A 20368-nucleotide genomic window follows, 5' to 3' on the forward strand; every position below is an offset into this window, starting at 1 on the left:
CAGGATGCCAGAGGCGCCGCTGTTTCGTAGCCCCGCTTATGTCATGACAGGGACGCTATGCGGGCAGGGTCGATGGTTACGCCGTGGTTCAGCGGGCCATGCCCTTTTCCCAGGCCTGGGGCCAGCTTCAGCGCCGCCTGCACGAAGTTCCGGCCACGCGACACGGCGTCCCGCAGCACCATGCCCTGCGCCAGGCCGGCGGCGATGGCGGAGGCCAGGGTGCAGCCGGTGCCATGGGTATGGCGGCTGTCGATCCGCCGGCTCTCGAAGACCTGGATACCGTCCTCGGTGGCCAGCAGGTCCAGCAGCAGATCGCCTTCCATGTGCCCGCCCTTCAGCAACACGGCGGGCACGCCCAGCGTCAGCATCATCTCCGCCGCCGCGCGCATCTCCCTCAACCCGGTGATGCGCATGCCCGAGAGCACTTCCGCCTCCGGGATATTCGGCGTCAGCAGCGCCGCGAAGGGCAGCAGGCGGCGCTTCAGCATTTCCACGGCCTCAGGCGCCAGCAGGCGGCTGCCGCCCTTGGCCACCATCACCGGGTCCACCACCACGGGGATGCCGCGCCCCTCCTCGGCCAGGGCGTCGCAGACAGCCTCAATGGTCACGGCATCGCCCAACATGCCCGTCTTGACGGCATCGGCGCCGATGTCGCGCAGGGTCAGGCGGATCTGCTGGCGGATGAAGTCGGGCGGCACCGGATGCACCCCGTGCACGCCCAGCGTGTCCTGCGCCGTCAGCGCCGTGACGGCGGTGGCGGAATAGGCGTCCATCGCCGCGCAGGCCTTGATATCCGCCTGAATGCCAGCCCCGCCGCCGGAATCCGAGCCGGCGACGATCAGAACCCGGCCGCGCATTATTCCGCGGCCCGGACCGGAATGGCTGCGGCGGCGGCCCGGGCACGGATCAGCGCGGCAAGGGATTCCACCGTCTCCTCCACCAGGCCGTCTTCCTCGGCCTCGGCCATCACGCGGATCAGCGGTTCCGTACCGCTGGCGCGGATCAGCACGCGGCCGCGGCTGCCCAGCCGCGTCTCGGCAGCGGCGATCGCCTCCTTCACCGCCGGATCCTCCAGCGGGCTGGCGCCGTTGTAGCGCACATTCACCAGCCGCTGCGGCAGCGGCGTGAAACGGCGGCAGGCCTCGCTGGCAGGCTGGCCGCGCGCCACCAGCTCAGCCAGCACCTGCAAGGCCGCCACCAGCCCATCCCCGGTGGTGCCGAACTCGCTCATGATCATATGGCCCGACTGCTCCCCACCCAGGTTGCAACCGGTCTCCCGCATCCGTTCCGAGACGTAGCGGTCGCCGACCCTGGTTCGGATCAATGTCAGCCCTAGACCGTCAAGAAAGCGTTCAAGGCCCAGATTCGACATGACCGTGGCCACCACGCTGCCACCCGCGAGGCGCCCCTGCTCGGCCCAGGATTCGGCGATGGTGGCCAGGATCTGGTCGCCGTCGATGATCTGCCCATGCTCATCCACCAGCACCAGCCGGTCGGCATCGCCATCGAGGGCGATGCCGAGGTCGGCCCGCCGCTCCCGCACCAGCTCCGCCAGCCTGCCCGGCGCGGTGGAGCCGCATTCCTTGTTGATGTTGAAGCCATCGGGCGAGACGCCGATCGGCACCACCTCCGCCCCCAGTTCCCACAGCACAGTGGGGGCGACCCTGTAGGCGGCGCCATGGGCGCAATCGACCACCACGCGCAGCCCGGACAGGCTGAGGCGCTTCGGGAAGCTGGCCTTGACCGCCTCGATATAGCGGCCGGGCGCATCTTCCAGCCGGCTGGCGCGGCCAAGGCGGGAAGGCGAGGCCAGGCCCGTCGGCTCCCCCGCCATCATGGCTTCGATCTCCATCTCCTGAGCGTCGGAGAGCTTCAGCCCGTCAGGGCCGAAAAGCTTGATGCCGTTATCCTCGAAGGGATTGTGGCTGGCGGAGATCATCACGCCGAGATCCGCGCGCAGGCTGCGCGTCAGCAGGGCGATGGCCGGGGTTGGCAGCGGCCCCACCAGTACCACGTCCATGCCCGCACCGACGAAGCCCGCCGTCAGCGCCGGCTCCAGCATATAGCCGGAAAGGCGGGTGTCCTTGCCGATCACCACACGGTGCCGGTGTGCGCCGCGGCTGAAGAAGCGCCCTGCGGCCTGCCCCAGCCGCAGGGCGGTCAGCGCATCCATGGGCGCGCGGTTCGCAACGCCCCGGATGCCATCGGTGCCAAAAAGCCGGCGCACGGCTTCGGTCATGCCGGATCGTCCTTCATCAACCCATTTCGGTCCCGGAGATTTCCTCTTGCGCTGGCGCAGGTCAAATACTCCAGGTTGCTTTTAGCGTGGGATCTTCACCCGGGCGGCTTTTCCGTCCGGCAGCACTCTCCCCTTTAACGCGGCCGGCGCCATGCCGCATCAGGCCAGTTCAGTGGCCCGTGAAAGGGCCCCATCGGCACAGGCCTGCCACATCCGCAGCGCCCGCACCGTCTCCGCCACATCATGCACGCGCAGGATGCTGGCCCCGGCCGCCGCCGCCGCCAGCGCCACGGCGATGCTTCCCGCCATACGGTCAGCAGCCTGCTCCACCTCCGTCACCCAGCCCACCAGTCGCTTGCGGGAGGCACCGACCAGCACCCGGCAGCCGATGCCCGCCAGCAGCGGCAGCCGGTTCAGCAGCAAGAGGTCCTGTTCCCGCGTCTTGCCGAAGCCGATGCCGGGATCGATGGCGATGCGCCCGCGCGGAATGCCCAGCGCCTCAGCCGTCTCCACGCGCTGGCGCAGGAAGCGGGCGACCTCCAGCACGACATCCTGATAGGCGGTGGCCTCGTGCATACGGCGCAGGTCCAGCGCCGGCATATGCATCAGCACCACCGGCGCGCGGGCCTCCTGCACCACCCGCACCGACTGCGCGTCCTGGCGCAGGGCGGAGATGTCGTTGACGATCTCGGCCCCCGCATCCAGCACGGCCTTCATGGTATCGGCATGCCGGGTATCAACGCTGACCACCGCTGCCGTGGCCAGGGACCGCACCACCGGCAGGATGCGCGCTATCTCCTCCCGCGCCGTCAGAGGGGTTGCGCCAGGGCGGGTACTCTCCCCGCCGATGTCCAGGATATCCGCCCCCTGTTCCAGCATGGCGTGGCCCGCGGCGATGGCCGCCCCGGGGTCCAGGTGCTGCCCACCGTTCGAGAAACTATCCGGCGTGATGTTCAGGATGCCCATGACCAGCGGCCTGTCCTGCGGCAGCCCGGCGAAAGGCAGCGGGCGGCGCGTCAGCGGCGGCAGCAGGTCTTCCCATTCCTCGGGCAGGGCCGAGACCGGCAGGATGCCCTGCTCCCGCCCGTCCTCGATCAGCCGCAGCAGGGAGAAAGCGGCCGGCCCGCCGGCCAGCGGCATGGCGTGCCCGGCCCGGACGGCATGGAACCCTGCCGGGCCATGCAGCAGTCCCAGCGGCTCCAGCCAGCGTTCAGCCATGAGAGGATCTCCCAGACAAGAAAAAGGGCCCGCGACGGGCCCTTCTCCTTAACCTGATTCACCTCGGAGGCGGAACGCTTTCCCTCAGGTGCCCGGCTGCGGGGAGGGATTCAGCCCGCCCGGGCGCGGTGCCTGCGGCCGGCCGGAGGTCGGCACGCTGCCGCGGCCGGCATTGGTGGGCTCGTCCGGACGGTTGCGGATGACCGGCTCACCCTTCAGCACCATGCGGATCTCGTCGCCCGAGAGCGTCTCATACTCCAGCAGGCCCTTCGCCAGCGCGTGCAGTTCCTCGATATTCACCTGCAGCGTGTGCTTGGCACGCGCATAGGCCTCGTCGATCATGGAACGCACTTCGCTGTCGATTTCGCGTGCCGTGGCTTCGGACACGTTCTTCGACTGGGTCACGGAATGGCCGAGGAAGACCTCCTGGCTGTTGTCGCCATAGGCGATCATGCCGAGCTTCTCGCTCATGCCCCACTCGGTCACCATCATCCTGGCCTGATTGGTGGCCATCTTGATGTCGCCCGAGGCGCCGTTGGAGACCTTGTCCGGGCCGAAGATCAGCTCCTCCGCGACACGGCCGCCCATCGCCATGGCGAGTTCCGCCTTCAGCTTGGACTTGTGCTTGGAGTAGCGGTCACCGGCCGGCAGGGACATAACCAGACCCAGGGCGCGGCCGCGCGGAATGATGGTCGCCTTATGCACCGGATCGCATTCCGGCTCGTGCATGGCGACCAGCGCATGGCCGGCCTCGTGGTAGGCCGTCATCTGCTTCTCGTCATCGGACATCACCAGCGAGCGCCGCTCGGCACCCATCAGGACCTTGTCCTTCGCCATCTCGAACTCGTGCATGCCGACGGTGCGGCGACCGGTACGGGCGGCCAGCAGCGCGGCCTCGTTCACGAGGTTGGCGAGGTCGGCGCCCGAGAAGCCGGGGGTGCCGCGCGCGATGGTCTTCGGGTCCACGTCCGAGGCCAGCGGCACCTTGCGCATATGCACGCGCAGGATCTTCTCGCGGCCCTGCACGTCCGGGTTCGGCACCACCACCTGACGGTCGAAGCGGCCGGGGCGCAGCAGCGCGGGGTCGAGCACGTCCGGGCGGTTGGTGGCGGCGATCAGGATCACGCCCTCATTCGCCTCGAAGCCGTCCATCTCGACCAGCATCTGGTTGAGGGTCTGCTCACGCTCGTCATTGCCGCCGCCAAGGCCGGCGCCACGGTGGCGGCCCACGGCGTCGATCTCGTCGATGAAGATGATGCAGGGGGCGTTCTTCTTGCCCTGCTCGAACATGTCGCGCACGCGGCTGGCGCCGACGCCCACGAACATCTCGACGAAGTCGGAGCCGGAGATGGTGAAGAAGGGCACATTGGCCTCACCCGCGATGGCGCGGGCCAGCAGGGTCTTACCCGTGCCGGGCGGGCCGACCAGCAGCACGCCCTTGGGGATCTTGCCGCCGAGGCGCTGGAACTTCTGCGGGTCGCGCAGGAAGTCCACGATCTCCTCAAGCTCGCCCTTGGCCTCCTCGATGCCAGCGACGTCCTCGAAGGTCACGCGCCCCTGCTTCTCGGTCAGCAGCTTGGCCTTGGACTTGCCGAAGCCCATGGCCCGGCCGCCGCCGCCCTGCATCTGGCGCATGAAGAAGACCCAGACGCCGATCAGCAGCAGCATCGGGAACCAGCTGAGCAGGTAGTGGAAGAGCGGGTTGACGTCGCTCTCCTCCGGCCGCGCCACCACGCGCACGCCCTTTTCCGTCAGCTTGCTGACCAGGGTCGAGTCCTCGGGCGTGTAGGTGCTGAAGCTGCGCCCGTCGGAAAGCTGGCCGGTCACGGTGCGACCCGTGATAGTCACGTCACGGACCCGCCCGCCGTTCACCTCGTTCAGGAAGTCGCTGTAGGCGACCTGCTGGCCGGTCTGGCGGGTAGAGGAATTGGGCTGGAACAGATTGAAGAGCGCCACGAGCAGCAGCGCCACGATCACCCACAGCGCCAGATTGCGGCCGAAATTATTCACCGTGCGGTTCCCATTCGATCGCCAGGCGAACCCGGCGTCCTGACAAGATAGGACGTCAAGCCGAGTTCTGAAACCATGTCACTTAATTCATCCGTGCCTCGGCGGCCAGTTTCCTAAGGTAATGGCCCGCCGGCGGGGTCGAAGCACAGTTCCCCTCCGACCCCCAGCCGCAGCGCCGGCACGCTCAGGATGGCTCCCCCCCGCCGCAGGGCGGGCAGCCCGGCCAGCACGCGGGCCGGCAGGCCCCGCCGTGCCGGGCGGGGCAGCCAGGCAGCGTCCCTGCCCAGCGCGCCGATCGTCGCACCTTCCACCACCCGGAGCACGCGCCAGCGGCCATCCCACCGCACGCCCGCTACGGCGAGAACCGGCAGGGCGCAGGCCGCGGCCTCCCGGCAGAGTAGTCCGCCGCTCCAGTGCACCCCATGGAGGGTGCCCTGTCCCCGCCGCAGCAGCGCGGCCACGGCGGCTCCGGCCGGTGCGTGCTCGGCGCCGGAAAGCAGCCGCAGCAAAGCCGCCATCCCCATCTCCGCCACGCTGTCGTTGCCCAGGGCAGCCCCGTCCAGCCTCGCCCAGCCTTGCGGTGCCAGATGCAGCGCCCCGGCCAGCCGGGCCGCCACGGCCGCCTCCAGCCGGGCCCGGCGCCGCGCGAAAGCCCGCGCGGCTTCAGCCAGGGCGGCAGTGCCCGCGCCCTGCCCGCCTGCATCGCCCAGCGCCAGCCGCAGTCGCGCACGGGTGAAGCGGGGATCGAGATTGGAGGGGTCACGCAACGGAACCACCCCATTCACTTTCAAAAGTGACTCCAAACGTGCCGGGGGCATATCCAGCAACGGTCGCAGCAACAGGGCCTGCGCCGCTGGCCGGGCCGCGGCCATGCCGGCCAGCCCTGCCCCGCCGCTGCCGCGCAGGGCACGGAACAGCAGCGTCTCCGCCTGGTCGCCCCGGTGCTGCCCCAGCAGCAACCAGGCCGCGCCCAGGCTGGCACAGCGGTCCAGCATGGCGGAGAGTCGCGCGGCACGGGCGCGCTCCTGTATGGCCGTGCCACCCGGCAGGCTCAGGGACAGGATCTCCGCTTCGATGCCAAGCTGGCGCAGGGTGTCGGCGGTCCAGTCCGCCTCCGCGGCGCTCTCCGCCCGCAACCCATGGTCCACCACCAGTCCATGGAGATGCCCGCCTCGCGCCCGGGTCCAGTCACGCGCCAGCAGCGCCAGGGCCAGGGAATGCGGCCCGCCAGAGACGCCGACCGCCAGACGGGGTGCCAGCCCGAAGGGGCCGAGCGGCGCCATCAGCGCCGCGAACTCCTCCGCCCCCGGCGCGGAATCGGCCCCGGGCAGGGTCTTCACCGCGTCAGCGGCAGCCGCCGCGCTGGCGGGCGCTGGTCGCGCGCTCGGCAAGGCTGCCCGAGAGGCGCGGGAACTCGCTGCGAAGGTTATTCAGCGTATCGCAGGCCTCACGCTTGGCATTCAGGCCCAGGAAGGCATTGGCCAGGCCGATCATCGCCTCCGGCGCGCGGGTGGACTGGCGGTTGCGCTTGTAGGCATCGTCATAGGCAATGGCCGCATTGGCGAAATCGCGACGGCCCAGCAGCGCGTCGGCCAGCAGCAACTGCCCGTCCTGGGCACGCGCACCACGGGCGGCGATCACCTCGCGCGCCGCCGCCTCAGCCGCCGCGTAATCCCGGCGGGACAGCGCGGCCTGCCCATCGGCCAGCGCGCGCTCGGCGGTGCGGGGCGCGGCGGCGGCCGGCGGCGCGGCCGGAGCGGCTGGCGCGGTGGGGGCCGGACCCGCCGCCGGGGCCGAGGGCCGCCCGCCGCTCGCGCCGCCCTCAAGCTGCTGGAGGCGGAAATCCATGTCGCCCTGCAGCTTCTCGACCTGCTGCTGCAGGGTGCGGTTGCGGTACTCGGCCTCATCGGCGCGGCCCCGCAGGCGGCGCACTTCCTCGTCCAGCTGGTTCACACGGTCCAGCAACGAGCCCACCAGTTCGGAAGCGCCGCCAGCCGCGGGGCGGCCGGGCGCCACCGGCGCCGGCACATAGGTCTGGCCGGCGCCGCCGCCGCGCCGCAGCTGCTCCAGCTCGTTGCGGAGCTGCAGGATCTGGTTCTGCAGGGCAATGCCTTCGCGGCTGTCCATCTGCGCCACGGCGGGAGTGGCCATCAGCATCGGCAGCAGCGGCGCGGCGAGAAGAAGCTTGCGGAGCATGGTTCCATCCTTGCGAGCGGCGCGACCCGGGCGCCATCCCCGGACCCTGTCTGCGTTCCAAAATAAGAAAGCGGCGGCCCCCGTGATACGGAAGCCGCCGCTTCTTTTCAGCCCCTCAACCCTGCGTCAACGCAGGATTGGCGAAAGCCAAGACTTGTTCAGCGCACCACGGTCACGGCGCGGCGGTTCTGCGCCCAGGCTTCCTCATTGGAGCCGAGCGCCGCCGGGCGGTCCTTGCCGAAGGAGACGGTGTTCACGCGGTTGCCCGACACGCCCTGGGAGACCAGCACGTCGCGCGCCGCATTGGCACGGCGCTGGCCCAGCGCCAGGTTGTACTCGCGCGTGCCACGCTCGTCCGCATGGCCCTCAACGGTGACCATCACCTGCGGATACTGCGCCAGCCAGGCGGCCTGACGCTCCAGCACCGGGCGCTGGTCGCCGCCGACCGAGGAGCCGTCCAGCGGGAAGAAGACGCGGTCGCCGACATTGGCCACCAGGTCTTCCTGGCTGCCCGGACGCACGCTGCCGGAAATGCCGACATTGGAGCCGGCACCGGCACCGGCGCCAGTGGCCGCGCCCGAGGTGTCCTCGCTGGCGCAGGCGGAGAGCAGCGCGGCCGCGGCCAGAGCGCCAAGAAGTTTCATATTCATCGTCTCAATTCCCCTTTGGGAGGTCGAATGACGGCGCGGTACGCCGCGAATGCGGCGGGTTCAAGGCACCTAATCGTCAGGGTTGCGGCAGGTTTCAGTTTTTTTCGTCTGCCGCAATCCTACCCTTTCTCCCGCGCCTCTCAGGAAGAGAGCAGAGGCGACCAGTTCGGGTCGCTGGCGTCGGTCGGGGTCACCACTTGGCGCTCGTTGAACCCGGCGATATCGATCATCGACAGGCGGGAGGAATAGCCGCCGCCGCGCGAGTCCCGCGCCTGGGTCTCGCGGTAGAAGGTGAGCACGCGACCATTCGGCGCGAAGCTTGGCCCCTCCATGCTCCAGCCCTCAGAGAGGATACGCTCGCCCGAGCCGTCCGGCCGCATCACGCCGATGGCGAAACGCCCGCCGCCCATGCGCGTGAAGGCGATCAGGTCGCCGCGCGGGGACCAGACCGGCGTCGCGTAACGGCCATTGCCGAAGGAGATGCGCCGCACCCCGCCGCCGCCGGCATCCATGATGTAGAGCTGCTGGTCGCCACCGCGGTCGGAGTTGAAGACGATCTGCGAACCGTCGGGCGAATAGCAGGGCGAGACGTCGAGCCCGCCGCCGGAGGTCAGCTGCCGCTCCCGCCGCGAGGCGAGGTCGATCACGAAGATATTGGCGTCACCACCGCGCGCGGAGGACAGCACGACGCTGCGCCCGTCCGGGCTGAAGCGCGGCGAGAGGGTCATGCCCTGGAAATTGCCCAGCACTTCCTGCCGGCCGCTGTCCAGGTTGAACAGATACACGCGTGGCTGGTTGTTGGCGTAGGACATGAAGGCGATCTGCCGCGCATTCGGATGGAAGCGCGGCGAAAGCGCCTGGGCGCGGCCATCCGTCAGGAAGCGGTGGTTCTCGCCATCCTGGTCCATGATCGCGAGGCGCCGGGTGCGGCGGTCGCGCGGCCCGCTCTCCGCCACATAGACGATGCGGGTGTCGAAATACCCTTTCTCGCCCAGCATCCGCTCATAGATCACGTCGGAGATGACATGGGCGATCTGCCGCCAGTTGGCGGCGGCGGCGGTATAGGCGGTGCCCTGCAACTGCTGCTCGGAATTCACTTCCCACAGCCGGAACTCGATGCGCGCGCGGTCGCCCTGCGGCTCGGCCCGGCCGGTCACCAGCGCCTGCGCGCCCACCACGCGCCAGTCCTGGAAGCGCGGCGTGGCGGCCGCGGCCTCGGGCGACTGGATGTAGGCGGCGTTGTTCACCACACGGAACAGGCCTGAATTCCGCAGATTGTTGGCGATGACCTGCGTGATGTTCTGCCCCAGCGGGCCGCCGGCCAGGTTGGGCAGCGCGATCGGGATCGGGTCCGTCCGCGCGCGGTTGATATCGATCACCTGCTGGCCCCCGGATGGCGCGGCGGGAGGCGCGCCCTGGGCGCGGACGAAGGCGGGTGCAGCCAGCAGGCCAGCGCCACCCAGCAGGGCGGCACGACGGGAGAACAGCGGGTTCATCATCGGATAAAGCCCTTCGGATTGAAGCGGAAGATCGTGTTGTTCAACGCCGGGATCTTCTCGCGGGAAACAGGCAGCGGGTTGCATTTCGGGTCCAGCAAGGCGCGCCGCGACATATCGAACAGCGCACGCCCGCGAGGGTCCGTAGGAACGCCATTCGCCGCGCGGACGTTGCGGACCGTTCCGCCTGCGTCGACATCGATGCGGAGTTCCACCACCATCTGGTCGATGCCCATCATGCCGGCATCGACAGACCAGCACTCGCTGACGCGTTCGGCCACCCCACGCATCTCGCCCTGACTCAGCAGCGCATTGCCCGTGGGCGAGCCACCACCGGAGGCAGGGCGCCCGGCGGCGGTGCTGGCGCGGGCGCGCGGCGGCTCCTGCTGCGCCTGGGCGGCGCGCAGGCGCTCCAGCGTGTTCTGCACGCTGTTGCTGCGCTCGGCCGGGCGCTGCACGGGCGGCGTGCGGCCGGTGCCGGCTTCTCTCGCCGGCTCAGGCGCGGGCGGCGTCGGTGAAGGCCGGGTCGGTTCCGGGCGCGGCGGAGCCGGCGGAGCGGCGGCCGCCTGCTGCTGCGGTGGCGTGGGCGGGGCCGGGGGTGGCGGCGCGGGCGGCGGCGGCAGGGGCAGCGGCGGCGCGGCCTGCGCCTGCTGCTGCGCCGGCACGGGCGAAGGCGCGGGTGCAGGCGGCGGCGCCTGGGCCGGCTGCGGCGGGGCCGGCGTCGGCGGCGTCGGGCGCGGCTGCGGCGGGGTCGGCTGCGCCGGTGCGGGCGGCGGCGGCGTGGGCACCGGGGCCGGCGGCGTGGGCGTCGGGCTCGGCGGCGCAGGCGTCGGTGGTGCAGGGGTCGGCGCGGGGGCCGGCGGCGGCGGAGGCGGCGGCGGCGGGGTCGGCGTGGCCGAGGTCGGCAGGTCCGGCGTCACCGGCTCGGTGGTGTCGTCCGGCGTCTGCTCCGGCGCCGGGGGGGCGGGCAGCGGCAGCGGGGCGGGCGCCTGGGCGAGCTGCGGGTTGTCGGCCGGCATCAGCTCGACCGTAATCGCCTGCTCGCGCGGCTCCTCAAGCTCGGGCCTGGGCAGGCCCAGGAGCAGCAGCAGCCCCAGCAGCGCGTGCAGCGCCGCCGAGACGATCGCCCAGAAACGGAGGCCAGAACGGGCCATCAGGAAAAAGCGATCCTCTCAGCGCCGCTGCGGCTGGGTGGGCGCGGGTGCGGCGGGCTGCGCCGGGCGCGTGCCACCGGTGGCCGGCACGCCGGAGGGCTGCTCGGCCAGCAGGGCGACCTTGGTGAAACCGGCGGCCGAGACGGTGCCCATGACTTCCATGACGCGGCCGTAATTGATGCCCCTGTCGCCGCGCACGAAGATGCGGCGCTCGGGGGCGCCGGCCGGCTGCTCGGCCAGGATGGCCCGCAGCCGCTCGACCAGCCCTTCCATCGGCACCTCGGCCTCCTGGATGAAGATCCGGCCTTCCGCATTGACCGAGATGGTCAGCGGCTCCGTCTCCTGGTTCAGGGCCGCGGCATTGGTCTTGGGCAGGTCCACCGGCACGCCGACAGTCATCAGCGGCGCCGCGACCATGAAGATGATCAGCAGCACCAGCATGACGTCGACCAGCGGCGTCACGTTGATCTCCGCCATCGGGCGGTAGCGGCCCCTGCCCCCTCTGCCTCCGCCTGAGCCGCCCATTCCGGACATGGCCATGGTTCAGACGCGCTCCTCGGCCTGGCGGGAGAGGATGGCGGCGAATTCCGTGGCGAAGCCTTCCAGGCGGCCGGCGAAGCGCGACAGGTCGGTCGTGATCTTGTTGTAGGCCAGCACCGCCGGGATGGCGGCCACCAGGCCGATGGCGGTGGCGAAGAGCGCCTCGGCGATGCCGGGGGCCACCACCGCCAGGTTGGTGTTGTTCATGCCGGCGATGGCGCTGAAGCTGTTCATGATGCCCCAGACCGTGCCGAACAGGCCGACGAAGGGACCGACGGAGCCGACCGAGGCCAGGAAGACCATCCAGCGCTCCATGCCGTCCATCTCGCGCTGGATCGCCACAGTCATGGCACGCTCGGCCCGCTGCTGCATGCCGGCGCCGTGCGGCGCGGTCTCTCCCGGTCGGGCGCTGCGCTCCCACTCCCGCATGGCGGCACCGAAGACGGCGGCCATCGGGTGGGTCGGACGCTCGCCTTCGGACTGGAACAGCTTTTCCAGGCTGCCACCGGACCAGAACTTTTCCTCGAAGGCATCGGCCGCGCGGTTCACGCGCCGCAGCGTCGTCACCTTCTCGAAGACCACGGCCCAGACCCAGACGCTGGCGAGGAGCAGCCCCACCATCACGAGCTTCACGACCCAGTCGGCCTGCAGGAACAAGCCCCACAGAGAGAGGTCGTGCGCCATCTGGCCGAGATCCGACGCACTCACGCTGCCACCCACGGCCATCTCCTTCGCTCGGGCAGCCTACCCGGCCACCGTTCCTGCAGTCGCCAGGAGCGGCCTTCCGGGCCGCCCGCTAGCTCATTCCGTCTCTCAGGACGCTGCGCCAAGGCTCGGGGATGGGCGCTGGGCGCATCCCCTCGGCGCGCACGCAGACCAGACCGACCTTCAGCACCGCCCTTGTGGCCCCGGATGCCTCATCCAGCACCGCCTGGCCGAAATCGACCGAGGCGCCGCGCATCGCCAGGACGCGCGTCTCCACGATCAGTGAATCGTCGAGCCGCGCGGGGGCCACATACTCCACTTCGATGCGTCGCACCACGAGCAACGAAGCGTGACGCTGCATCATAAGTTGATGCGGCAAATCTATGGCACGGAAGGATTCCGTCCTCGCCCGCTCCGCCCAGCGCAGATAGTTGGCGTGGTAGACGATACCCCCGGCGTCGGTATCCTCGAAGTAGACGCGGACGGGCCAGCGATGCACCCCCACCGATCAGAATCCTCCCAGCAGATCCGCTTGGCTGCCTTGCGGAGGCGTCATGCCCAGGTGTCGCCAGCCGGGTTCGCCCAGCACCCGGCCACGCGGGGTGCGCAGCACGAAGCCCTCCTGGATCAGGTAGGGCTCCACCACTTCTTCCAGCGTGTCCCGCCCCTCCGACAGCGCGGCCGCCAGGGTCTCGACGCCCACCGGCCCGCCGCCGTGATGCTCGGCGATCCGGCGGAGGTAGCGGCGGTCCTGGGCATCGAGTCCCCGCGCATCCACTTCCAGCCGCCGCAGCGAGTCGTCGGCCATGGCGCGATCCGCCACCTGGCCGGAGACCAGCGCGAAATCCCGCACCCGGCGCAGCAGCCGCCCGGCGATGCGGGGCGTGCCGCGGGAGCGGTTGGCGATCTCCTGCGCCCCTTCCTCGCTGAGGACGAAACCCAGCTTCTGGGCCCCCCGGCGGACGATCAGCAGAAGTTCTTCAGGCGTATAGAATTGCAGTCGCAACGGGATGCCGAAGCGGTCGCGCAGCGGCGTGGCCAGCAGCCCCGCGCGAGTCGTGGCGCCCACCAGCGTGAAGGGCGGCAGGTCTATCCGCACCGTCCGCGCCGCCGGCCCCTCGCCGATGATAAGGTCGAGCTGGAAATCCTCCATCGCGGGATAGAGGGTCTCCTCGATGGCCGGTTGCAGGCGGTGGATCTCGTCCACGAACAGCACGTCGCGCGGCTGCAGATTGGTCAGGATGGCCGCGAGGTCGCCCGCCCGCTGCAGCACCGGCCCGGAGGTGGCGCGGAACCCGACCCCCAGTTCCCGCGCCACGATCTGCGCCAGGGTCGTCTTGCCCAGGCCGGGCGGACCATGCAGCAGCACATGGTCCAGGGCTTCCCCACGCGTCCGGGCGGCCTGGATGAAGATGGAGAGGTTCTCGCGCAGCGACTTCTGGCCGGTGAAGTCATCCAGCGTCTGCGGGCGCAGCGTGGCCTCGGCGGCATCCTCATCGGAGCGATGCGGATCGGAAATGCGATCGCTTCCACTCATCGCGGCGCCAGCTCCTTCAGGCTCTCACGGATCAGCAGCTCCAGGGCCACCCCCTCCCCGAGCCGTTCGGCGACGCGGGCCACCACGGCCTGCGCCTCAGGCCGCCTCCAGCCGAGGTTCAGCAGCACCGAGACGGTCTCCGACACCACGCTGCTGGGCGGCAACGGCAGGGCGGAGGCATTGGGCGCGAAGGCCGGGCCGATGGGCATGCCGCCGACCTTGCCCTGCAATTCCGAGATCAGCCGCACCGCCAGCTTCGGGCCGACTCCGGCGGCGCGGGTGAGTGCGCCCTTGTCCCCGGCCAGGATGGCGCGGGCCATATCTGCGGGCGAAAGCGCCGAGAGCAGCGAGAGCGCCACCTTCGGGCCCACGCTCTGGATACCCGTCAGCATGCGGAACCAGTCGCGCTCCGCCGCATCGGCGAAGCCGTAGAGGGTGATGGCGTCCTCCCGCACCGAGGTCTCGATCAGCAGGGAGGAGACAGCCGGCGGCGGCGGCAGGGCCGAGAGCGCGCGGGAGGAGCAGGCCACCAGATAGCCCACGCCATTAACATCGAAAATGCAGCCGCCCTCGAAAGCGGAGTCGAGCTTGCCAGTGAGCTTGCCGATCATGCCGGCACATATCCCTTCGCCAGCGCCAGCCGGCTGCCACGGTGATGGGCGTGGCAGATGGCCACCGCCAGGGCGTCAGAGGCATCGGCGCGCCTGAGCGTGGCGCCCGGCAGCAGCCGCCGCACCATGTCCGCCACCTGGATCTTATCCGCATGGCCCGTGCCGACCACGGCGCGCTTCACTTCCATCGCCTGGTATTCGGCCACGGGCAGCCCCGCCAGCGCCGGCGCCAGCAGCACCACCCCGCGTGCCTGGCCCAGCTTTAGGGCCGCGCCGGGGTTCTTGTTGACATAGGTATGCTCCACCGCAGCCTCATCCGGCTTCCAGATCTCCATCAGCGCGTTCAGCGCGCGGTGGATCTGGCAGAGCCGCTCGGCCAGCGGCAGCTCGGCCGAGGTTGAGACCACGCCGTCGGCGATGTGGCGCAACCGGTTGCCCGTGCTCTCCACCACCCCCCAGCCGGTGTGCTGGAGGCCGGGGTCGAGCCCGAGCAGCCGTACCGTCTGCATCAGTCCGCCGCCATCAATCCGCCAGGGCCTTGGCCACGGCGTCGGAAACCTCGAAATTGGCGGTCACGGTCTGCACGTCGTCATGGTCGTCCAGCACATCGATCAGCTTCAGCACGCTGCGCGCCTTCTCCTCGTCCAGCTCGACGGAGACATTCGGGCGCCATTCCAGCTTGGCGCTCTCCGCCGGCCCGAATTTCTCCTCGAGCGCGTCGCGGACGGAGAAGAGGTCCTCGATTCCCGTGCGGATCTCGTGGCCGTCCTCGCTGCTCTCGACATCTGCGGCACCGGCCTCGATCGCCGCCTCCAGCATGGCATCGGCATCGGCGACGGAGGCCGGGTAGCGCACCACGCCGTTGCGCTCGAACTGGAAGGAGACCGAGCCCGTCTCCCCCATCGCGCCGCCGAACTTCGAGAAGGCGGAGCGGATGTCGGAGGCCGTGCGGTTGCGGTTGTCGGTCAGCGCCTCGACGATGATGGCGACGCCGGCGGGGCCGTAGCCTTCGTAGCGGACCTCGACGTAATCCTCGCCGCCACCGGCACCGGATGCCTTCTTGATGGCCCGGTCGATGGTGTCCTTGGTCATGTTGGCCACCCGCGCCGCCTGCACCGCCGAGCGCAGTCGTGGGTTGAAGGCCGGGTCAGGCAGGCCCTGGCGGGCGCTCACCGTGATCTCTCGGATCAGCTTGGCGAAGGCGCGGGCGCGCTTGGCGTCCTGTGCGCCCTTGCGGTGCATGATGTTCTTGAACTGGGAATGGCCGGCCACGCGCTGCTTCTCCGGTATTCTCGTGTTGTTCCGGGCTATGCGCCCCTCTTACCGCCATGCCGCCCCGGACGCGAGGGGCGCAGCCCCGGCATTGCGACGTGACATTGTGAAACGGTCGCGCCTGCGGTCTTGGCCATCTGCCCCCCGGGCTGCATGAACGGCCTGCCGATATTATGAAGGAGGCGCGATTGGCGACCAATCCCTGGCTCGATAGCCCGCAACGCTATGGCCTCGTCAGCCGCGCCCTGCACTGGGGCATGGCGGCCCTCTTCGCCTGGCAGTTCGCGGGCATGGCGGTGAAGCTCATCCTTGGCAGGGCACCGCTGACGGCCTTCATGGTGGGCACGCATGGCGGGGTCGGCACGCTGCTCTTGCTGCTGGTGCTGCTGCGTGGCGCCTGGGGCCTGTCGCAGGCCCGAAGGCGGCCGGGCCATGCCGCCGGCCTGCTGGGCCGTCTGGCGACGGCGGGCCACCTGCTGATCTACGCTCTGATGCTGGTCGTGCCCTCGCTGGCGCTGCTGCGCGCCTATGGCAGCGGCCGCCCCTTCTCCCCCTTCGGCATCCCGCTCTTCCCGGGCTTCGGGGGTGGCGCGATCGACTGGATGGTGGCCCCTGCCCGCGCGGCGCACGGTCTGCTGGCCTGGACGTTGCTGGCGGTCGTCGCCGGGCACGTCGTGATGGTGGTTGTGCATCGCCGGATCTGGCGCGACGATGTGCTGCAACGGATGGCCGGGCGCATTCCCGCCACGAGCCGGTAGAGCCACGGAGACAGCGCATGACCGATGCCCACGCCGTCACGACGCAGGAGCAGCTCCAGGCGCTTTATCCGCCGCCGCGGGAGCTGGTGCTGAAAAAGGTGGCCGACCGCATCGACCCGCGCACCGCCGAGTTCATCGGCGCCAGCCCCTTCGCCGTGCTCGCCACCTTCGGCGCGCGCGGCCCGCATGTGACGCCGCGCGGAGACGCGCCCGGCTTCATCGACGTGCTGGACGAGAAGACGCTGGTGCTGCCCGACCGCCGTGGCAACAACCGCCTGGATGCGCTGCGGGACGTGGTGGACAACCCGGCCGTGACGCTGCTCTTCCTGGTCCCCGGCGTGGGGGAGACGCTGCGCGTCGCCGGTAAGGCGCGGCTCTCGGCCGATCCGGAGCTTTGCGCGCGCTATGCCGTGCAGGGGCAGAACCCCGTCACCGTGATGGTGATCTCGGTGGAGGAGGTCTTCATGCAATGCGCCCGAGCCATCCATCGCTCCAGGCTCTGGAAGGGGCAGGAGAAGCCGGCCGCCATCCCCAGTGCCGGCGAACTGCTGGCCGCCCACACGAAGGGAATGGTGGACGCCGAGGAATACGACCGGGAGCGTGGCCCGGTCGTCGCCTCCACGCTCTACTAGAGCACGGCGGCCTTCCGTCCACCGGACAGCCCCCTTCCGGTGATACCGCCGGACGGGATTTGCCCCGGCTTCCGATCAAGGTCAGGACCGATCGCGGTCGGCCGCCAGTCCGATGCCCGGGCCGAGTTGTGCCTGCCGACCGACGCCGGCCAGGGCCAGGGTGCGCTCCAGCATCTGTCCGTAGATGGGACGCCCCCCAAGCCACTGGGCGACGAGGCTGGCGCTCAGGCACGCCGTCAGCGTGGGCAGAGTGAGTGCATAGGATGTGGTGAGTTCCATCACCAGCACCACGCCCACCGCGGGCGCGCGCACTGATGCGCTGAACAGCGCGGCCATGGCGACGATGCCGAAGGAGACGGGCGTCAGGCCCATGCCGGAGAATGTCCCGGGCAGCGCCATCTGCGCGAGCAGGCCGAAGGCGATCCCGAGGCAGGCGGCCAGGGTGAGGATGGGTGCGAAAATGCCCCCCGGCGTTCCGGTTGAATAACTGCTCACCGAGGTGACGAAGCGCGCCGCCACCAGCATCAGCAGCACGGCCAGGCCTGGGGTGACCAGGGCTATTTCCGAGATGACACGCTCGCCTCCGGTGACGGTGCGCGGAGCGATGACGAGCAACGCGCCCACGATCAGCCCGACCAGGGCGGGCCAGGCGTAGGGGGCGCGTTTCTGGCACGCGGCGGTGAAGTCGAGCATCGACATGATGCAGCGGTTGAACAGCACTCCCACCACGCCCAGCATGGCGCCCATCAGTGCAAACAGTGGCAGGGAAGCCAGCGCCGCCTGCCCGGCGGCCAGTGGCAGCTCCGGGCGCGCGCCGGAGATGAGCTGGCTCACCGCCGTTCCGGTGATCGCGGCGGCGAATACCCCCATGTAGGTCCGGAAGGTATAGGGGAACTGCTTCCGGGTTTCCTCGATGACGAAGAGCACGGCGGCCATGGGCGCGTTGAAGGCGCAGGCGAGGCCCGCCCCGGCGCCCGCCGCCAGCAGCGCCTGCCGGTCAACGCCCTTCACGCCGAAGATGTCGGTCACGGCGAGCGCCGCCGAGCCGCCCATGTGAATGGTCGGTCCCTCGCGGCCGAGAACGAGGCCCGAGCCGATGGCCGCGACGCCGGCGATGAATTTCACGGGCAGCACGCGCTCCCAGCGCACTTGCCTGATGCCGTCGATGGCCCCCTCGATCTCGGGGACTCCGCTGCCACCGGCTTCGGGGGCGAAGCGCCGGGTGACGAACACGGCGAAAACGGTGGCCGCCATGGTGATCACGGCGCATGCGCCGATCAACCTCCACCCTTCGGCGTGGCGCGCCATCCATGCCGGCCATTCGATGATCTGGTCGATGAAGACGTGGAACAACCCGCCGAATACGCCGGTGAGGGCGCCGGCAATGAGGGCCAGGGCGACGAAGCGTGCCTGTTGCAGGGGCGAGTCGGGCTGGTCAGCCAAGCTCATCGACGCTCCCCTTATCAACGCGGCGCCGGATATCCGCGCAGCGGAAGTGCGAACAGGCGCACCGTGATGAGTGTAGTCGACCCCTTTAACGGATCGCCGTGCTCATGAGATGCTCCGCGCCGTCTAACCGTTTGTTCAACCCTCGAAGCCCGGCCGGGTGTCACCGAACCGGGAGGCATGGCGAGCCGCCCCGCTTCAGACAAGCTTCAGCCGGGCGGAGGAGGCGGTCGCCGGGGCGCGGGCGGCCAATGCGGTTTGAAGGAGGGGCTCTGTTTTGAGGGGCCCGTGAAGTTCATGGATGAACCCATGAACTTCACGGGCAGGCCATCAGAACTCCGGCATAGCGGGGGAAAGCTTCCCCCCCATCCGCACCGGCGCCACCCGCAGGGCCAGCCCGGTGGCGTCATCCGTCTCGACGAAAACGCCGGAAAGGCTGGCCGGACCCTCGGCCGGGGCCAGCTTCTCGCCCGGAACCTTCTTCCAGAAGCGTAGCGCCGCACCACCCTTCTGCATGCCGATGACGCTGTCATAGTCGCCGCACATGCCGGCATCGGTCATGTAGGCCGTGCCGCTTTCCAGGATACGGTGGTCGGCGCTGGGCACATGGGTATGGGTGCCCACCACCAGGCTGGCACGGCCATCGAAGCTATGCGCCAGGGCCATCTTCTCGCTACTGGCCTCGGCGTGGATGTCGATGAGGATGGCCTGCACCGTGCCATTCGCGCCCAGGCTGTGCTGCGCTAGCGCTGCCTGCACGCCACGGAAGGGGTCGTCCAGCGGCTCCATGAACAGGCGGCCCATGGCATTCACCACCAGCGCCTTGCGGCCACCGGGTACCTCCACCACCGTCGCGCCACGCCCCGGGGTGCCGGGCGGGTAGTTCAGCGGGCGGATCAGGCGCGGCTCACCATCGATATAGCCGATGATCTCCTTGCGGTCCCAGCTGTGGTTGCCGAGCGTCAGCACATCCGCCCCGGCGGCCAGGAAGGCGCGCACCATCTCCGGGCTGACTCCGAAGCCGTGGCTGGCATTTTCCACATTCACCACGACGAGGTCCGCGCGCAGGCGCTCGCGCAGGCCGGGTAGTTCGCTGGTCACCGCGTCGCGGCCGGCGCGTCCCACGACGTCACCCAGAAACAGGATACGCAAGAACAGGATTATCCTTCGGTAGGGAGGAAGCCGGCCTCGGTGGCGATGCCGTGCAGCGGCACGTCATGCGCGCCCGCGGGCACCTTTGCCACCTGCTGGCCGGCGAAGGCAACGCCCAGCGCCCATATGCCGGGCAGCGCCGCCAGGGTCCGGTCGTAATAGCCCCCCCCGTAGCCGAGCCGCAGCCCCCTGGCATCGAAGGCCAGCAGCGGCACCAGCAGGGCGCCGGGCCGCACCTCCCCGGCCGATTCGGCAGGGATGGAGGTGCCGAATCGTCCGGGCAGCAGCGGCTCGCCGAAGCGCCAGCGGCGGAAGGCCAGCGGCTGTCCGCGCGGCGGCGTCACCGGCAGCGCCAGGGCGTGGCCGGCGTCCTCCAGGCGGCGCAGGAGGGGGCGGATGTCGATCTCGCCCCCCATCGGCCAGAAGCCGCCGACCAGCACGCCGGGGGGTGGCGGGCAATCGCGCAGCACCACTTCCGCCAGGGCCTCGGCGGCACCGGGGGCGCGCAGCGCGGCGCGGGCGGTCAGGGCAGCCTGACGCAGCGCGGCCTTTTCGGCCACCAGCGCGGGAGAGTCAGAGATGAAAGGAAGTGGAGCCGCCATGGCCGTTGGCGTTTTTATCCTCCCGAGACCTGCGTAAACAGGTGGGCACCAGGTAACCGGACCAAGATCCGGTCAGAGCCAGCTCCCGGAGGTTGCTTATTGGCCCCAGGGATAATGTACCTGACGCACCTGGCAGCTCCGGCCATCTAT

At 70.0% G+C, this 20368-nt stretch carries 21 protein-coding genes and 1 other RNA gene; 2 read left to right on the forward strand and 20 right to left on the reverse strand.

Annotation, left to right across the window (positions count from 1 at the left end; genetic code table 11):
• Positions 1-41: 41 nt before the first annotated feature.
• The 16 genes from thiD to IAI58_RS12030 all read right to left on the reverse strand — a co-directional run bounded on the left by thiD (position 42) and on the right by IAI58_RS12030 (position 15628).
• Positions 42-857 carry a bifunctional hydroxymethylpyrimidine kinase/phosphomethylpyrimidine kinase gene (thiD, locus tag IAI58_RS11955; RefSeq protein WP_207447619.1) on the reverse strand — a complete coding sequence of 272 codons (816 nt, stop codon included), beginning with the start codon at positions 855-857 and terminating at the stop codon, positions 42-44.
• Complete coding sequence (gene glmM / locus IAI58_RS11960; RefSeq protein WP_207447621.1) at positions 857-2239, reverse strand: phosphoglucosamine mutase; 1383 nt, start codon at positions 2237-2239, stop codon at positions 857-859. The genes thiD and glmM overlap by 1 nt, the downstream gene beginning before the upstream one ends.
• 159 nt (positions 2240-2398) lie before the next feature.
• The gene (gene folP / locus IAI58_RS11965; RefSeq protein WP_207447623.1) at positions 2399-3457 is read right to left on the reverse strand and encodes a dihydropteroate synthase; all 1059 of its coding nucleotides are present in this window, start codon (positions 3455-3457) and stop codon (positions 2399-2401) included.
• Positions 3458-3541: 84 nt separating this feature from the next.
• Positions 3542-5467 carry an ATP-dependent zinc metalloprotease FtsH gene (gene ftsH, locus IAI58_RS11970; protein ID WP_207447624.1) on the reverse strand — a complete coding sequence of 642 codons (1926 nt, stop codon included), beginning with the start codon at positions 5465-5467 and terminating at the stop codon, positions 3542-3544.
• Positions 5468-5580: 113 nt separating this feature from the next.
• Complete coding sequence (gene tilS, locus IAI58_RS11975) at positions 5581-6807, reverse strand: tRNA lysidine(34) synthetase TilS (RefSeq protein ID WP_207447625.1); 1227 nt, start codon at positions 6805-6807, stop codon at positions 5581-5583.
• A 4-nt stretch (positions 6808-6811) separates the two neighbouring features.
• Positions 6812-7663, reverse strand: a complete 852-nt coding sequence (locus IAI58_RS11980; RefSeq protein WP_207447626.1) for a YbgF trimerization domain-containing protein — start codon at positions 7661-7663, stop codon at positions 6812-6814.
• 158 nt (positions 7664-7821) lie between these two features.
• Positions 7822-8313, reverse strand: coding sequence for a peptidoglycan-associated lipoprotein Pal (gene pal, locus IAI58_RS11985; RefSeq protein WP_207447627.1), 492 nt, complete (start codon positions 8311-8313; stop codon positions 7822-7824).
• A gap of 140 nt (positions 8314-8453) precedes the next feature.
• The gene (tolB, locus tag IAI58_RS11990; protein WP_207447628.1) at positions 8454-9812 is read right to left on the reverse strand and encodes a Tol-Pal system beta propeller repeat protein TolB; all 1359 of its coding nucleotides are present in this window, start codon (positions 9810-9812) and stop codon (positions 8454-8456) included.
• Entirely contained in the window at positions 9809-10963 is a 1155-nt protein-coding gene (locus IAI58_RS11995) for an energy transducer TonB (RefSeq protein WP_208775947.1), read from the reverse strand. The genes tolB and IAI58_RS11995 overlap by 4 nt, the downstream gene beginning before the upstream one ends.
• Before the next feature lie 18 nt (positions 10964-10981).
• Positions 10982-11503: a protein TolR gene (tolR, locus tag IAI58_RS12000; protein ID WP_207450705.1), complete on the reverse strand. Its 522-nt coding sequence runs from the start codon at positions 11501-11503 to the stop codon at positions 10982-10984.
• Positions 11504-11506: 3 nt separating this feature from the next.
• Positions 11507-12229: a protein TolQ gene (tolQ, locus tag IAI58_RS12005; RefSeq protein WP_207450707.1), complete on the reverse strand. Its 723-nt coding sequence runs from the start codon at positions 12227-12229 to the stop codon at positions 11507-11509.
• Between the two features lie 70 nt (positions 12230-12299).
• Positions 12300-12713 carry a tol-pal system-associated acyl-CoA thioesterase gene (gene ybgC / locus IAI58_RS12010; protein ID WP_207450709.1) on the reverse strand — a complete coding sequence of 138 codons (414 nt, stop codon included), beginning with the start codon at positions 12711-12713 and terminating at the stop codon, positions 12300-12302.
• A gap of 3 nt (positions 12714-12716) precedes the next feature.
• Positions 12717-13745 (reverse strand): Holliday junction branch migration DNA helicase RuvB, encoded by a 1029-nt coding sequence (gene ruvB, locus IAI58_RS12015; RefSeq protein WP_207450717.1) that lies wholly within the window; start codon positions 13743-13745, stop codon positions 12717-12719.
• Complete coding sequence (gene ruvA, locus IAI58_RS12020) at positions 13742-14356, reverse strand: Holliday junction branch migration protein RuvA (protein ID WP_207450719.1); 615 nt, start codon at positions 14354-14356, stop codon at positions 13742-13744. The genes ruvB and ruvA overlap by 4 nt, the downstream gene beginning before the upstream one ends.
• The gene (gene ruvC / locus IAI58_RS12025; RefSeq protein WP_207450721.1) at positions 14353-14865 is read right to left on the reverse strand and encodes a crossover junction endodeoxyribonuclease RuvC; all 513 of its coding nucleotides are present in this window, start codon (positions 14863-14865) and stop codon (positions 14353-14355) included. The genes ruvA and ruvC overlap by 4 nt, the downstream gene beginning before the upstream one ends.
• Positions 14866-14878: 13 nt before the next feature.
• A complete protein-coding gene (locus tag IAI58_RS12030; RefSeq protein WP_207450723.1) occupies positions 14879-15628 on the reverse strand; it encodes a YebC/PmpR family DNA-binding transcriptional regulator in 750 nt (249 codons plus the stop codon).
• A 188-nt stretch (positions 15629-15816) separates the two neighbouring features.
• On the opposite strand from IAI58_RS12030, the gene IAI58_RS12035 reads away from it, so the two are divergent.
• Together IAI58_RS12035 and IAI58_RS12040 are read left to right on the forward strand one after the other, a co-directional pair.
• The gene (locus IAI58_RS12035; RefSeq protein ID WP_237182663.1) at positions 15817-16386 is read left to right on the forward strand and encodes a cytochrome b; all 570 of its coding nucleotides are present in this window, start codon (positions 15817-15819) and stop codon (positions 16384-16386) included.
• Between the two features lie 17 nt (positions 16387-16403).
• Positions 16404-17018 (forward strand): MSMEG_1061 family FMN-dependent PPOX-type flavoprotein, encoded by a 615-nt coding sequence (locus tag IAI58_RS12040; RefSeq protein WP_207450732.1) that lies wholly within the window; start codon positions 16404-16406, stop codon positions 17016-17018.
• Between the two features lie 81 nt (positions 17019-17099).
• On the opposite strand, the gene clcA is transcribed toward IAI58_RS12040, so the two are convergent.
• The 4 genes from clcA to ssrS form a co-directional block, all read right to left on the reverse strand.
• Positions 17100-18467: a H(+)/Cl(-) exchange transporter ClcA gene (gene clcA, locus IAI58_RS12045; RefSeq protein ID WP_207450734.1), complete on the reverse strand. Its 1368-nt coding sequence runs from the start codon at positions 18465-18467 to the stop codon at positions 17100-17102.
• Positions 18468-18794: 327 nt separating this feature from the next.
• Positions 18795-19616: a TIGR00282 family metallophosphoesterase gene (locus IAI58_RS12050; RefSeq protein ID WP_207450736.1), complete on the reverse strand. Its 822-nt coding sequence runs from the start codon at positions 19614-19616 to the stop codon at positions 18795-18797.
• Between the two features lie 8 nt (positions 19617-19624).
• Complete coding sequence (locus IAI58_RS12055; protein WP_207450738.1) at positions 19625-20218, reverse strand: 5-formyltetrahydrofolate cyclo-ligase; 594 nt, start codon at positions 20216-20218, stop codon at positions 19625-19627.
• Positions 20205-20360, reverse strand: a non-coding RNA gene (ssrS, locus tag IAI58_RS12060) — 6S RNA. The genes IAI58_RS12055 and ssrS overlap by 14 nt, the downstream gene beginning before the upstream one ends.
• Between the last annotated feature and the right edge of the window lie 8 nt (positions 20361-20368).

Source organism: Roseomonas marmotae (assembly GCF_017654485.1).
In the GTDB taxonomy this organism is placed as follows: domain Bacteria; phylum Pseudomonadota; class Alphaproteobacteria; order Acetobacterales; family Acetobacteraceae; genus Pseudoroseomonas; species Pseudoroseomonas marmotae.

Bases quoted from the DNA above. Each gene is read 5' to 3' on its own strand.
- IAI58_RS11980 (WP_207447626.1), bottom strand. From the start codon at position 7,663: ATGCTCCGCAAGCTTCTTCTCGCCGCGCCGCTGCTGCCGATGCTGATG.
- IAI58_RS11995 (WP_208775947.1), bottom strand. From the start codon at position 10,963: ATGGCCCGTTCTGGCCTCCGTTTCTGGGCGATCGTCTCGGCGGCGCTG.
- IAI58_RS12055 (WP_207450738.1), bottom strand. From the start codon at position 20,218: ATGGCGGCTCCACTTCCTTTCATCTCTGACTCTCCCGCGCTGGTGGCC.
- thiD (WP_207447619.1), bottom strand. From the start codon at position 857: ATGCGCGGCCGGGTTCTGATCGTCGCCGGCTCGGATTCCGGCGGCGGG.
- ruvC (WP_207450721.1), bottom strand. From the start codon at position 14,865: ATGCAGACGGTACGGCTGCTCGGGCTCGACCCCGGCCTCCAGCACACC.
- glmM (WP_207447621.1), bottom strand. From the start codon at position 2,239: ATGACCGAAGCCGTGCGCCGGCTTTTTGGCACCGATGGCATCCGGGGC.
- ruvA (WP_207450719.1), bottom strand. From the start codon at position 14,356: ATGATCGGCAAGCTCACTGGCAAGCTCGACTCCGCTTTCGAGGGCGGC.
- tolQ (WP_207450707.1), bottom strand. From the start codon at position 12,229: ATGGCCGTGGGTGGCAGCGTGAGTGCGTCGGATCTCGGCCAGATGGCG.
- pal (WP_207447627.1), bottom strand. From the start codon at position 8,313: ATGAATATGAAACTTCTTGGCGCTCTGGCCGCGGCCGCGCTGCTCTCC.
- clcA (WP_207450734.1), bottom strand. From the start codon at position 18,467: ATGAGCTTGGCTGACCAGCCCGACTCGCCCCTGCAACAGGCACGCTTC.
- tolB (WP_207447628.1), bottom strand. From the start codon at position 9,812: ATGATGAACCCGCTGTTCTCCCGTCGTGCCGCCCTGCTGGGTGGCGCT.
- IAI58_RS12040 (WP_207450732.1), top strand. From the start codon at position 16,404: ATGACCGATGCCCACGCCGTCACGACGCAGGAGCAGCTCCAGGCGCTT.
- ruvB (WP_207450717.1), bottom strand. From the start codon at position 13,745: ATGAGTGGAAGCGATCGCATTTCCGATCCGCATCGCTCCGATGAGGAT.
- tolR (WP_207450705.1), bottom strand. From the start codon at position 11,503: ATGGCCATGTCCGGAATGGGCGGCTCAGGCGGAGGCAGAGGGGGCAGG.
- folP (WP_207447623.1), bottom strand. From the start codon at position 3,457: ATGGCTGAACGCTGGCTGGAGCCGCTGGGACTGCTGCATGGCCCGGCA.